We start from the raw sequence: 13311 nt of genomic DNA on the forward strand, positions 1-13311 counted from the left end.
GCGCGCGGGGCACGGCGCCCTTAGCGTGAGGGGCATGGGCTCAGCCGTGGAACTGGATGTCGCCGGGCGCAGCGTCCGGCTGTCGAACCCGGACAAGGTGTACTACCCCGAGCGCGGCTTCACCAAGCTGGACGTCGCGCAGTACTACCTGGCCGTCGCCGACGGGGTGCTGCGCGGACTGCGCGACCGGCCCACCACCCTGCAGCGCTTCCCGGACGGCGTGGACGGCGAGTTCTTCTACCAGAAACGCGCCCCCAAGGGCCTGCCGGACTGGCTGCCCACCGCCCGGATCCACTTCCCCAGCGGCCGCTCCGCCGACGAGATCTGCCCCACCGAGCCGGCCGCCGTGCTGTGGGCCGCCAACCTGGGCTGCCTCACCTTCCACCCCTGGCCGGTCCGCCGCTCCGACACCGAGCACGTCGACGAGCTGCGCATCGACCTCGACCCGCAGCCCGGCACCGACTTCCACGACGCCGTCCGCGCCGCCCACGAACTGCGCGCCCTGCTGGAGGAGTACGGGCTGCGCGGTTGGCCCAAGTCCTCCGGCGGGCGCGGCCTGCACGTGTACGTGCCGCTGGTGCCCGAGTGGACCTTCACCGACGGACGGCACGCGGTGATCGCCCTCGGCCGGGTGCTGGAGCAGCGGATGCCCGGGCAGGTCACCACCGCCTGGTGGAAGGAGGAGCGCGGCGAGCGGATCTTCGTCGACTACAACCAGATGGCCCGCGACCGCACCATCGCCTCCGCCTACTCCCTGCGCGCCCGCCCGCGCGCCACCGCCTCGACCCCGCTGCGCTGGGAGGAGCTCGACGACGCCTCCCCCGAGGACTTCGACCTGCGCACCGTCCCCGCCCGCTTCGCCGAACTCGGCGACCTGAACGCCGAGATGGACGATCGGGCGTACCGCCTGGACGGCCTGCTGGAGCTGTACGACAAGCAGCTGCGCGACGAGGGCCTCGGAGAGCTCCCGTACCCGCCCGACCACCCCAAGGCGGCCGGCGAGCCGACCAGGGTGCAGCCCAGCCGGGCCCGCAAGACGTAGGCCCTGTCCGGCCGATCTCGCCGGGCTCACACCCCCGTCATGGCCAGCACGAACCAGAAGACGCTGCCCAGCACCATCAGGGTGAACAGCAGGACGCCCACGACCGCGCCGGAGAGCAGCAGCCCCCGGCCGACGCGCCGCGCGCGCAGGCCGACGCCGGTCAGCAGCACGCCCGCCACACCCGGTGCCAGGGCCAGCGCCAGCAGCATCACCGTCCGCGCCACCTCGGCGTCCGACACCAGGTGGCACTCGTCGCCCTCGCACACCGCCCAGACGTCCTCGCCGACCGGCGCGCCCGCCCGCATCCTGGCGTGCTCGTGCGCCGGGCCGCCGCCGTCCGGGCGGAACACGCCCCGGCAGTCCGAAGGAGGCGGGCCGTCCTCGTTCGCCGGGATCAGACACCGCTCCGCGCGGAACGTCCCGGGCGCCCCCACCAGCCCGGCCGCCTGCCCGAACTGCCGCACCGGCCCGCCCACCAGCCATCCGGCCAGCAGCACCAACAGCACCCCGGCCGCCACCGGCCCCCACCGCCGCACCGCCACCCCCATCGACTCACCCCCGCTGGGGTGACGCCACCGACGGCCGGACGGTTGCACGGGCGGCCGGGCGGGCGGCCCTCCCGGCCCAGGTGTCAGCCGACCCGGGCACCCTCCGGCGCCAGCTCGGCGATGATCCGGACCGCCTCCGCGAGCTGCGCGTCCGTCAGGTCCCCGCGCGCGGTGAGCCGCAGCCGGGACACCCCGTCCGGGACGGACGGCGGGCGGAAGCAGCCGACGGCGAGCCCGGCCCGCCGGCAGTCGGCGGCCCAGGCGACGGCGGCCTCCGCGCCCGGGGCGCGCACCGACACCACGGCCGCGTCCGGCTCGCAGGCCCGGAGCCCGGCGGCGGTCAGCCGGGCCGCGAGGCCGCGGGCCACCTCGCGGGTGCGGTCGGCGCGGTGCGGCTCGGCGCGCAGCAGGCGCAGGGCGGCGAGGGCGGCGGCGACGGCGGCCGGGGCGAGGCCGGTGTCGAAGATGAAGGTGCGGGCGGTCTCGGTGAGGTGGCGGATCACCCGGCGCGGCCCGAGCACGGCGCCGCCCTGCGAGCCGAGCGACTTGGAGAGCGTGACGGTGGCGACGGTGTCCGGCTGCCCGGCGAGCCCGGCCGCCGCGAGCGCCCCGGCGCCGCCGGGGCCGAGGACGCCCAGCCCGTGCGCGTCGTCGACCAGCAGCGCGGCGCCGTGCGCCCGGGCGGCGGCGGACAGCCCGGCCAGCGGGGCGGCGTCGCCGTCCACCGAGAACACCGAGTCGCTGACCACCAGCGCCCGCCGCTGCGTCCGGCGCTCCAGCGCCTCCCGGACGGCCTGCGGGTCGCTGTGCGGGGCCCGGTGGACGTCCGCGCGGGCGAGCCGGCAGCCGTCGATCAGCGAGGCGTGGTTGTAGGCGTCCGACACGATCAGCGTGTCCGGGTCGGTGAGCGCGGTCAGCGCGGCCAGGTTGGCGGTGTAGCCGGAGGAGAACACCAGCGCCGCCTCCACCCCGCAGAACGCGGCGAGCTCCTCCTCCAGTTCGGTGTGCAGCGCGGTCGTCCCGGTCACCAGCCGCGACCCGGTCGACCCCCCGCCCCACCGCAGCGCCGCCTCGGCGGCCGCCTGCGTCACCGCCGGGTGCCTGGTCAGCCCCAGGTAGTCGTTCCCGGCCAGGTCGAGCACCGGGTCCTGCGCCGCGCGGCTGCGCAGCCGGCGCGTCAGCCCGGCCTCGGCCCGCAGCTCGGCGGCCTCGTCGAGCCAGTCGAAGACGGCCGCCGGGGCGAGGTCGGTGGTGTGCGTTGCGGACGCGAGCGGTTGGACCATGCCCGGCACTCTGGCACGGCGCCGCCGCCGCGATCAATGTGCGGCCGCGCACAGCTTCGCGGCCGCCGGTGCGGCGATCCGGACAGTCCCGGGGCGGGTGCCGGCGGAGGGCGGGCTTTGCCCGGGGTGGCGGCGAGCAGGCAAGATAGCCGGGTGACCCTCCTTGATCTGATGCCGAAGCCCGCCACGCCCGATGCGCTGTACGAGACCTTCGCCGCGTGGGCGGAGGAGCGCGGGATCACGCTGTACCCGGCGCAGGAGGAGGCGCTGATCGAGCTGGTGTCGGGGAACAACGTCATCCTGGCGACGCCGACCGGGTCGGGCAAGAGCCTGGTGGCGGCCGGGGCGCACTTCGCGGCGCTGGCGGAGGGGAAGCGGACGTTCTACACGGCGCCGATCAAGGCGCTGGTGTCGGAGAAGTTCTTCGACCTGGTCAAGATGTTCGGCACCGAGCAGGTCGGCATGATGACCGGCGACGCGAGCGTGAACCCGACCGCGCCGATCATCTGCTGCACGGCCGAGGTGCTGGCGCAGATCGCGCTGCGCGACGGGCTCCGGGCGGACGTCGGCCAGGTGGTCATGGACGAGTTCCACTTCTACGCGGAGCCGGACCGCGGCTGGGCCTGGCAGATCCCGCTGCTGGAGCTGCCGCAGGCGCAGTTCCTGCTGATGTCGGCGACGCTCGGCGACGTGCGCCGCTTCGAGGAGGACCTGACCCGCCGGACGGGCCGCCCGACGACGGTGGTGCGCAACACGACCCGCCCGGTGCCGCTGTTCTACGAGTACCGCCGCACCACGATGCACGACACCCTGGAGGAGCTGCTGCAGACCGGCCAGGCGCCGGTCTACGTGGTGCACTTCACGCAGAAGGAGGCGGTGGACCGGGCGCAGTCGCTGATGAGCATCAACATGTGCTCGAAGGCGGAGAAGGACGCCATCGCCGACCTGATCGGCGGTTTCCGCTTCACCACCAAGTTCGGCCGCAACCTGTCCCGTTTCGTGCGCCACGGCATCGGCGTGCACCACGCGGGCATGCTGCCGAAGTACCGCCGGCTGGTCGAACGCCTGGCCCAGGCAGGCCTGTTGAAGGTGATCTGCGGGACGGACACGCTGGGCGTCGGGGTGAACGTGCCGATCCGTACGGTGCTGTTCACGGCGCTGTCCAAGTACGACGGCAACCGGGTGCGGATCCTGCGCGCCCGGGAGTTCCACCAGATCGCCGGGCGGGCCGGCCGGGCCGGGTTCGACACCGTCGGACAGGTGGTGGCGCAGGCGCCCGAGCACGTGATCGAGAACGACAAGGCGATCGCCAAGGCCGGGGACGACCCGAAGAAGAAGCGCAAGGTGGTGCGCAAGAAGGCGCCGGAGGGCTTCGTCGGCTGGACCGAGGAGACCTTCGACAAGCTGATCGGCGCCGACCCGGAGCCGCTGGTCTCCCGGTTCAAGGTGAGCCACGCGATGCTGCTGTCGGTGATCGGCCGCCCCGGCAACGCCTTCGAGGCGATGCGCAAGCTCCTCACCGACAACCACGAGGACCGCGCCGCGCAGCGCCGGCACATCCGCACCGCGATCGCGATCTACCGCTCCCTGCTGCAGGGCGGCGTGGTCGAGCGGCTGCCGGAGCCGGACGCCGAGGGCCGGATCGTGCGCCTCACCCTCGACCTCCAGGAGAACTTCGCGCTCAACCAGCCGCTCTCCACCTTCGCCCTGGCCTCCTTCGAGCTCCTCGACCCGACCTCGCCCTCGTACGCGCTGGACGTGATCTCGGTGGTCGAGGCGACCCTCGACGACCCGCGCCAGATCCTCGCCGCGCAGCAGAACAAGGCGCGCGGCGAGGCCGTCGGCGAGATGAAGCGCGACGGGATCGAGTACGAGGAGCGGATGGAGCGGCTCCAGGAGATCACCTACCCGAAGCCGCTGGAGGAGCTGCTCACCCACGCGTACGAGGTGTACCGCCGGGCGCACCCGTGGATCGGCGACCACGAGCTGAGGCCGAAGTCGGTGGTCCGCGACCTGTACGAGCGGGCGATGACCTTCTCGGACTACGTCGGCTTCTACGAACTGGCGCGCACCGAGGGCATCGTGCTGCGCTACCTGGCGAGCGCGTACAAGGCGCTGGAGCAGACCGTCCCCGAGGACGTGAAGACCGACGACCTGAAGGACGTCATCGCCTGGCTCGGCGAGCTGGTCCGCCAGGTCGACTCCAGCCTGCTGGACGAGTGGGAGCAGTTGGCCAACCCGACGGACCCGCAGGCCCCCGAGGTGACGCTGGACGACAAGCCGGCGCCGGTGACGGCGAACGCGCGGGCGTTCCGGGTGCTGGTGCGCAACGAGCTGTTCCGCCGGGTCGAGCTGTGCGCCCTGGAGCACTACGAGGAGCTCGCCGAGCTGGACGGCTCGTACGGCTGGGACGCGGACCGCTGGGCGGACGCCATGGACGGGTACTGGGAGGAGTACGACGACCTCGGCACCGGCCCGAACGCGCGCGGCCCCAAGATGCTGATCATCGAGGAGGAGGACTCCGCCTGGAAGGTCCGGCAGATCTTCGACGACCCGGAGGGCGACCACGACTGGGGCATCAGCGCCGAGGTCGACCTGTACGGTTCGGACGAGGAGGGCCGGGCGGTGCTGCGGGTCACCGCGGTGGACCGGCTGGGCGGCTGACGAACCGTCGACCCCCGCTTTCGGAGTCGCCGGCCCCCCGGAGCGGGGGGGCCGGCGCGGCGTCACATCCAGACGAACGGCGCGCCCGCCGCGTAGGAGAGCGCGCGGGTCGCCTCCTCCAGGGTCTGCTCGGTGGTGAGCGCCGGGCCCGACGATGTCGCGGCCGGGGTGGACGCGGTGCCGGGGCCGGGCGTGCGGCCATCGCTGAGCCGGGAGCTCGCCACCGTCACGTAGTGCCCGACCGCCTCGACCCGCGGCTCCGCCGACTTGGGCCCGCCGGACGACGGCGCGGGGGCGGCGTTGGTGTCCGGAAGGATGAAGGCGAGCGCGCCGGGCTTGCCGCGCAGGGTGTCGGCGGCCCGGGTGGCGGCGGCCTGGTCGCCGAAGCGCAGGACGGTGACGCTGCTGAGCACCGGGCGGTCCTGGCCGGTGAAGCTGACGGTCAGGTAGGCCTGGCAGCCGGTGTCCTTGAGCAGTTCCTGGGTGCGGTCCTGCAGCACCTCGGTGCAGTTGCCGCCCTGCCGGATGCCGTTGCGCCGGGCCTTGTAGGCGCCGACCTCGACCGGGCGCTGAGGCGGGAAGAAGGTGTCCGCGTTGAGCCCCTCGGGGTCGGTGCGCGGCGGCGGGGTGCCGACCACCGGGGGCGTCCTGGCCGCATCCTTGCTGGACGGGCCGAGCCCGGGTATGTAGTCGCCGGGCATCGGGCGGGTGATGATCCATCCGCCGGCGGCCACCACTCCCACCACGACGACCCAGCCCACCGCCCGGCGGGCCGTCAACCGCCTGCCCCTGCCGCCGCCCCGACCACCGATCAGGTCCGTGCCCGCGCCGGCGGGGGCCCCGCCGGTCCGCCGCACTGCCTGGCCGTTCTGGCCCTCTCCCGGAGTCGGGGTGCGCTCCCCCTGCGTGGTCATGGCGCAGATTCTAAGCAACCGTCGGGTGGCGTGGATCACTGGGTGGGCGGTTGCCGGTCACCGCCGCGCGCGGGCGTCCGCGACCGTCCGGCGCGCGCACCGGCGACCGCCCCGCGCCGGCCTCCCCGGCCCCTCTCCGCGACCACCTCCTACCGGCCGGTAACCTCCGATTCGCACCGGCGTCAAGCTCGTGACCAGCGGCGACACCGTGAGCTTCGACACTGTGGCAAGTGGCACATCCTTCCGCCGATCTTCTGGCGGGTTCCCTCTGGCGCCATTCGAGCGCCACCAGGCAGGATCGGCCCCATGGATCTGCTCGATACCCTCACCGCCAAGGGCCTGCGCGGCGAAGTCCCGACCCGCGAGGAGGCGCTGGCCGTCCTCGCCACCACCGACGACGAGCTGCTGGACGTCGTCGCCGCGGCCGGCAAGGTCCGCCGGAGGTGGTTCGGCCGACGCGTGAAGCTCAACTACCTGGTGAACCTCAAGAGCGGGCTCTGCCCGGAGGACTGCAACTACTGCTCGCAGCGGCTGGGCTCCAAGGCCGAGATCCTCAAGTACACCTGGCTCAAGCCCGACCAGGCCGCCGAGGCGGCCCGCGCCGGAGTCGCCGGCGGCGCCAAGCGCGTGTGCCTGGTCGCCAGCGGCCGCGGCCCCACGGACCGTGACATCGACCGGGTCACCGACACCATGGCCGCCATCCAGGAGGCCGACCCCGAGGTCGAGATCTGCGTCTGCCTCGGCCTGCTCTCCGACAACCAGGCGGAGCGGCTGAAGGCGGCCGGCGCCGACGCCTACAACCACAACCTCAACACCTCCGAGAAGACCTACGGCGACATCACCACCACCCACACCTACGCGGACCGGGTGGACACCGTGAAGAAGGCGCACGGCGCGGGCCTGTCCGCCTGCTCCGGCCTGATCGCCGGCATGGGCGAGAGCGACGAGGACCTGGTCGACGTGGTGTTCGCGCTGCGCGAGCTGGGCTCGGACTCCGTCCCGGTCAACTTCCTGATCCCGTTCGAGGGCACGCCGCTCGCCAAGGAGTGGAACCTCACCCCGCAGCGCTGCCTGCGCATCCTGGCGATGGTCCGCTTCGTCAACCCGGACACCGAGGTGCGGATCGCCGGCGGCCGCGAGGTGCACCTGCGCTCGATGCAGCCGCTCGGCCTGCACCTCGCCAACTCGATCTTCCTCGGCGACTACCTGACCAGCGAGGGCCAGGCCGGGCAGACCGACCTCGACATGATCAAGGACGCCGGGTTCGAGGTCGAGGGCGCCGGCGAGGCCACCCTGCCCCGCCACCGCGCGGACGTCGCGGCGGCCTCCTCCGCCGCGTCGGCTTGCGGCACCGCCGCGTCGGCCTGCGGCAGCGGCGGCGGCTGCGGCCCGTGCGGCGGGCACGCGCACGCCCCGGCCTCGGAGGACACCCCTGCGTCGGCCGTGGAGGACACCGACGCCTCGGACGGGGAGCTGCGCAGCGACCTCGTCAAGGTCCGGCTGCGCGGCGCCGGCACCGAACTCGCGCCCAATGCCTGATAGTTCTGGAGACTGACGCATCATGCCCCAGCTGTCCGCGGACACGCTGCTCACCCTCGACCGCGCCCACGTCTGGCACCCGTACGGGCCGATGCCCGGCACCGCCACCCCGTACGTGGTCGAATCCGCCTCGGGGGTCCGGCTGCGCCTCGCCGAGCCCGTCGCGGGCGGGCGGCGCGAGCTCGTCGACGGGATGTCGTCCTGGTGGGCGGCCATCCACGGCTACCGGCACCCGGTGCTGGACGAGGCCGTGCGCGAGCAGCTGGGGCGGATGAGCCACGTCATGTTCGGCGGGCTCACCCACGAGCCCGCCGTCCGCCTGGCGGCGACGCTGGTCGAGATCACGCCCGAGCCGCTGCAACACGTCTTCCTCGCCGACTCGGGCTCGGTGGCCGTCGAGGTCGCGATGAAGATGTGCCTCCAGTACTGGCAGTCCACCGGCCGCCCGGCCAAGCGCCGGCTGCTGACCTGGCGCGGCGGGTACCACGGCGACACCTTCCACCCGATGTCCGTCTGCGATCCGGACGGCGGCATGCACCACCTGTGGGGCGGGGTGCTGCCCGGGCAGCTGTTCGCCCCGCAGCCGCCGGCCGGGTTCGACGCCCCGCTCGACGCCGGGTACGCGGCCGAGTTCGAGGAGTTGATGGCCCGGCACGCCGACGAGCTGGCCGCCGTCATCGTCGAACCGGTGGTGCAGGGCGCCGGCGGGATGCAGTTCCACTCCCCCGCCTACCTGCGGATGCTGCGCGAACTCTGCGACCGGTACGGGGTGCTGCTCGTCTTCGACGAGATCGCCACCGGATTCGGCCGCAGCGGCGCGCTGTTCGCCGCCGACCACGCGGGCGTCTCGCCGGACGTGATGTGCCTGGGCAAGGCACTCACCGGCGGCTACCTGACCCTCGCCGCCGCGCTGTGCACCGGCGAGATCGCCGACGGCATCAGCCGCGGCGAGATGCCGGTGCTCGCGCACGGGCCGACCTTCATGGGCAACCCGCTGGCCTGCGCGGCCGCCAACGCCTCGCTGGAGCTGCTGCTGGGCCAGGACTGGACGGTCGGGGTCAAGCGCATCGAGGCCGGACTGGCCGACGGGCTCGCGGCCGCCGCCGGCCTCCCGGGCGTCCGGGACGTCCGGGTCCAGGGCGCCATCGGCGTCGTCCAGTTGGACCACCCGGTGAACGTCCCCGCGGCCACCGAGGCGGCCGCCCGGGCCGGCGTCTGGCTGCGGCCCTTCCGGGACCTGATCTACACCATGCCCCCCTACGTGACGGAGGACGAGGACGTGGCACGCATCGCCGCCGCCGTGACCGCTGCGGCGGTGGCCGGATGAGCGCCCGCATCCTGTTCGTGACGGGCACCAACACGGACGTCGGCAAGACCGTCGCCACCGCAGCCCTCGCCTCGGCGGCGCTGCGCGGCGGGCAGAAGGTCGCCGTGCTCAAGCCCGGGCAGACCGGCGTCGCGCCGGGCGAGCCCGGGGACGCGGCCGAAGTCCGGCGCCTGGCAGGCGATCTGACGATCCGTGAACTCGTCCGCTACCCGGAGCCGCTGGCGCCCGACACCGCCGCCCGGCGGGCCGGGATGCCCTTCCTCTCCCCCGCCGAGGTGGCCGCCGCCGTCGCCGAACTGGCCGCCGCGCACGACCTGGTCCTGGTCGAGGGCGCGGGCGGGCTGCTCGTCCGCTACGACGACGAGGGCCGCACCCTCGCCGACCAGGCCCGGGCCGTCCTGGACGCCGGGTTGCCGGCCGAGGTCCTGCTCGTCGCCTCCGCCGGGCTGGGCACGCTGAACATCGTCGCGCTCTCGGCGGAGGCCCTGACTTCGCGTCAACTCCCCCTCGCGGGCGTGGTCGTCGGCTCCTGGCCCTCCTCCCCCGGGCTCGCCGAACGGTGCAACCTCGCCGACCTGCCGCGCTCGGCCGGCGCCCCGCTGCTCGGCGCCCTGCCGGAACGCGCCGCAGCCGCCGCGGACTTCGCCGCCCTCGCGCTCGCCTCGCTGGCCCCGGAGCTGGGCGGCAGCTGGGACGCGAAGCACTTCGCGCACACCCATCGGCCCGAACAGGCCCCGCTTCGCTCGAAGGGGTGATTCCGGCGCCCGAACCCTGGGTTCGGACGCTACGGGCTCAATACCGTTCCTCCCATGACAGACGGGATGACGGTAGACGAGTCTCTTCGGGCCCTGGCCGCCCTGGAGGCTGCGTGGAAGGACGACGACGAGGCGCTGTCCGCCCTCGCCGCGGGCGGTGCGGACGAGCGGTCGCTCCCGGCGCTGGTCGCCGCGTACGGCGAGCACGCGATGGACACCCTGATGGCCCTGGCCTTCGGCCTGCGGTCCACCATGAGCGACGAGGAGATCGCCGAACTCTCCGACGCGGTGAGCTCCAACATCGGCGCCCGGATGAGCGCCCTGCTCACCCAGGCCCTGAAGACCTGGGGCGCCCTCGCGCCCCCGGACGACCTGGCGGTGACCAAGGCCATCGCCCGCGCGGTGATCGACTCCATGCGCGCCGTGACCGAGGACCCGAGCCAGACCGAGGTCCTCCCCCTGCTGGCCACCTTCCGCACCTACGCCCTCAACGGCGCCTGACACCGGAACCTCGGCGCGGGCTTCGAGACCTCTCGAAGCCCGCGCCGTCATGTCTGCACCCTCATCCAGCCTGCGGCGAGCGCGAATCCACCCGTCGAGGAGGCGAAGAGGATAAGGACGAACACCAAGGCACTCGCCGCGGTGGGAACACGCTCAGGAATCGCGAGGAAAACCACACCCGCGAGCGCGAAACTCCCGATGGCGATGGCGCCGGAGGCGATTACGGTCGCATTCCCCTGCGGAGGACGACGACCAGCCGCTCGATGACGTCCGGCCGGGCGGCTCCGAGGTCGATCAGGATGACTCCGGTGGCTTTGGCCGAGCGCCAGTCGATGCCGAGGGAGGGCAGTTTGACCTCGGCGGCGCTCAGGACGGCCTGGAGGTCGTCGAGGATGTCGGCCGCGGCGCGACGGTCCTCGGCCGTGACCTTGTCGATCATGCTGCTCATGGGGCATCGCACTCTTCGCTGTTCGCGATCCAACGCGCTTCGGTGTCCCACTCCACGCCACCTCCGACGGGCCGGAGGAAGGCCAGCCCGTACTGCCACCCCATGAAGACGGCCCAGCACCCGGAGCGGACGTCGTAGACCCGCTCGCCGACAACGGCCGGCCGGTAGGGCTCGGACGGGCGAAGCCCTCCCGGCGACCATGCCGTTCACGCTGCTGACCAGCACGGACAAGAAGTGGATGGCCTACCTCGAAACCATCCAACGGGGCTATGTCGAGCGCGAGGACGAGAACAAGATCCGTTCCCTCGCAGAGACTTACCATTGGCTCCAGGCCCAAGCCCTCTCATGCGAGGACTCGTTGGCCCTCATCCACGCCCGTCTCAAGGAGTTCCACGCCATGTTCCCCATCGCGACGGTCAAGCCCACCTCCTGGCTGAAGTCCTCGTACAGCAACGGTGGCGGCGAATGCGTCGAGGTCGCACCCGGGCTCCCCGGCATCCTCCCCGTCCGCGACAGCAAGGACCCCGAGTGCCCTCAGCTCGCCTTCGGCGCCGACGCCTGGCGGTCCTTCGTCGCCGGCGTCAAGTCCGGCGACCTCGGCACTGTCTGAGATCCTCGACTGCCGACCAGCCGGGTCCGGTCGGGGTGGTGTACTTGATCCAGGCCGCCGGGTGGCGTTGTCGTTGCGCAGGTGGAAGGCCTGGCCGCCAGGCAGGTCGGCCGGTTCCGCGAGGCGTCTACCCCTTCTCTTCGAACTCTGCTCGATATACCGTACATAACGCTTGTTACGTACCGGGCAGGTCAGCGTAGCGAAGCACCTCGCATCCACCACCCTCACCTGGAGAGTCTGCTGTGACCGAACCCGCCGAGACCATCAAGTACCGCAAGAACGGCCTCACCCGCGGCGTCACGGACGAGCTCGCCGAGCACATGAAGCAGGGCTGGGCCGACACCGAGCGCAGCGCCCTGGAGCCGATCCCGCAGGCCGCGCACACGGCCCGCCGCCGCGCCGAGCTGTCCGCGGCCTTCCCCGGCGAGCTGCTGGTGATCCCGTCCGGCAACCCGAAGGTGCGGGCCAACGACACCGACTACCCGTTCCGCCCGTCCTCCGACTACGTCTACCTGACCGGCGACCAGTCCCAGGACGCCGTGCTGGTCCTGGAACCGACCGGCGACACCGGCCACCGGGCCGCCGTCTACCTGCGCGACCGTTCCCGGACCGACAACGGCGAGTTCTGGCTGGACAACCACGGCGAGCTGTGGGACGGCCGCCGCAACAGCCTGACCGAGAACGAGCAGCTGCTCGGCCTGCCCTGCCGGGACGTCCGCACCGTCCACGCCGATCTGCGCGCGGCCACCGGCCCGGTGCGCGTGCTGCGCCGCCACGACGCGGGCGTGGAGCAGTCCCTCCAGGGCCTGGCCGTCGCCGAGCGGGACGCGGAGTTCGAGGTCTTCCTGTCCGGACTGCGCCTGGTCAAGGACGAGTTCGAGATCGCCGAGCTGCGCTTCGCCTGCGAGGCCACCGCCCGCGGCTTCGAGGACGTGGTGCGCATCCTCGGCACCGACACCGAGACCCCCGAGCGGCTGATCGAGGGCACCTTCTTCGTCCGGGCCCGGATCGAGGGCAACGACATCGGCTACGGCACCATCGCCGCTGCCGGTCCGCACGCCACCACCCTGCACTGGGTACGCAACAACGGCCACGCCAAGCCCGGCGACCTCCTGCTGCTCGACGCCGGCGTGGAGACCAACCGCCTGTACACCGCCGACGTCACCCGCACCCTCCCGGTCAGCGGCCGCTTCACCGACCTGCAACGCAAGGTCTACGACGCGGTGTTCGCGGCACAGGAGGCCGGCATCGCCGCGGTGAAGCCCGGCGCCGACTTCCGCGACTTCCACCACGCCGCCCAGCGCGAGCTGGCCGAACACCTCACCTCCTGGGGCCTGTTCGGCGACCTCACCGCCGACAAGGTGTACGAGCTGGGCCTGCACCGCCGCTTCACCCTGGCCGGCACCGGCCACATGCTCGGCCTCGACGTCCACGACTGCGCCCACTCGCGCACCGAGGAGCACGTCGACGGCCCGCTGAAGCCGGGCATGGTGCTCACCGTCGAGCCGGGCATCTATTTCCAGCAGAACGACCTGACGGTGCCCGAGGAGTACCGCGGCACCGGCGTCCGGATCGAGGACGACATCCTGGTCACCGAGGACGGCAACGAGAACCTCTCGGCCGGCCTCCCCCGCACCTCCACCGAGGTCGAGGCTTGGCTCGCCGAACTGCGCGGCTGAG

Annotated in this window: 12 protein-coding genes and 1 pseudogene; 9 read left to right on the forward strand and 4 right to left on the reverse strand. The window is 73.0% G+C overall.

The window, feature by feature from the left end; genetic code table 11:
- The first annotated feature begins 34 nt into the window (after positions 1-34).
- Positions 35-1042, forward strand: coding sequence for a non-homologous end-joining DNA ligase (gene ligD, locus ACIO9K_RS10775; RefSeq protein ID WP_400328443.1), 1008 nt, complete (start codon positions 35-37; stop codon positions 1040-1042).
- 26 nt (positions 1043-1068) lie between these two features.
- Here ligD and ACIO9K_RS10780 read toward each other — a convergent pair whose 3' ends face one another.
- Together ACIO9K_RS10780 and ACIO9K_RS10785 are read right to left on the reverse strand one after the other, a co-directional pair.
- Positions 1069-1590, reverse strand: a complete 522-nt coding sequence (locus tag ACIO9K_RS10780; protein WP_400328445.1) for a hypothetical protein — start codon at positions 1588-1590, stop codon at positions 1069-1071.
- Positions 1591-1673: 83 nt separating this feature from the next.
- Positions 1674-2873, reverse strand: coding sequence for an 8-amino-7-oxononanoate synthase (locus ACIO9K_RS10785; protein WP_363586709.1), 1200 nt, complete (start codon positions 2871-2873; stop codon positions 1674-1676).
- A 171-nt stretch (positions 2874-3044) separates the two neighbouring features.
- On the opposite strand from ACIO9K_RS10785, the gene ACIO9K_RS10790 reads away from it, so the two are divergent.
- Entirely contained in the window at positions 3045-5537 is a 2493-nt protein-coding gene (locus tag ACIO9K_RS10790) for a DEAD/DEAH box helicase (protein ID WP_371522554.1), read from the forward strand.
- A gap of 62 nt (positions 5538-5599) precedes the next feature.
- Here the strand turns inward: ACIO9K_RS10790 and ACIO9K_RS10795 are convergent, their stop codons facing one another.
- A complete protein-coding gene (locus ACIO9K_RS10795; RefSeq protein WP_400328447.1) occupies positions 5600-6451 on the reverse strand; it encodes a hypothetical protein in 852 nt (283 codons plus the stop codon).
- 306 nt (positions 6452-6757) lie between these two features.
- Here ACIO9K_RS10795 and bioB point away from each other — a divergent pair, with 306 nt between their 5' ends.
- Genes bioB through ACIO9K_RS10815 form a run of 4 tightly spaced genes read left to right on the forward strand, consistent with a single transcriptional unit; the run spans position 6758 to position 10573 of the window.
- A complete protein-coding gene (gene bioB, locus ACIO9K_RS10800) occupies positions 6758-7990 on the forward strand; it encodes a biotin synthase BioB (protein ID WP_400328449.1) in 1233 nt (410 codons plus the stop codon).
- A 22-nt stretch (positions 7991-8012) separates the two neighbouring features.
- Entirely contained in the window at positions 8013-9317 is a 1305-nt protein-coding gene (locus ACIO9K_RS10805; RefSeq protein ID WP_400328451.1) for an adenosylmethionine--8-amino-7-oxononanoate transaminase, read from the forward strand.
- Positions 9314-10072 carry a dethiobiotin synthase gene (gene bioD, locus ACIO9K_RS10810; RefSeq protein WP_400328453.1) on the forward strand — a complete coding sequence of 253 codons (759 nt, stop codon included), beginning with the start codon at positions 9314-9316 and terminating at the stop codon, positions 10070-10072. Before ACIO9K_RS10805 ends, bioD begins: the two co-directional genes overlap by 4 nt.
- Before the next feature lie 54 nt (positions 10073-10126).
- The gene (locus ACIO9K_RS10815) at positions 10127-10573 is read left to right on the forward strand and encodes a hypothetical protein (protein ID WP_363586703.1); all 447 of its coding nucleotides are present in this window, start codon (positions 10127-10129) and stop codon (positions 10571-10573) included.
- Between the two features lie 220 nt (positions 10574-10793).
- Here ACIO9K_RS10815 and ACIO9K_RS10820 read toward each other — a convergent pair whose 3' ends face one another.
- Complete coding sequence (locus ACIO9K_RS10820; RefSeq protein WP_363586702.1) at positions 10794-11021, reverse strand: hypothetical protein; 228 nt, start codon at positions 11019-11021, stop codon at positions 10794-10796.
- A gap of 190 nt (positions 11022-11211) precedes the next feature.
- Between ACIO9K_RS10820 and ACIO9K_RS10825 the strand changes: the two are divergent.
- The 3 genes and pseudogenes from ACIO9K_RS10825 to ACIO9K_RS10835 form a co-directional block, all read left to right on the forward strand.
- A pseudogene (locus tag ACIO9K_RS10825) lies at positions 11212-11382 on the forward strand (transcriptional regulator); the annotation flags it as partial.
- A gap of 36 nt (positions 11383-11418) precedes the next feature.
- A complete protein-coding gene (locus ACIO9K_RS10830; protein WP_400328456.1) occupies positions 11419-11631 on the forward strand; it encodes a DUF397 domain-containing protein in 213 nt (70 codons plus the stop codon).
- Between the two features lie 242 nt (positions 11632-11873).
- On the forward strand, positions 11874-13310 hold the full coding sequence (locus tag ACIO9K_RS10835) for an aminopeptidase P family protein (protein WP_400328458.1): 1437 nt from the start codon (positions 11874-11876) through the stop codon (positions 13308-13310).
- The last annotated feature ends 1 nt before the right edge of the window (position 13311 follow it).

Origin of the sequence: Kitasatospora sp. NPDC087271, from assembly GCF_044744605.1 — a bacterium.
Lineage (GTDB): Bacteria > Actinomycetota > Actinomycetes > Streptomycetales > Streptomycetaceae > Kitasatospora.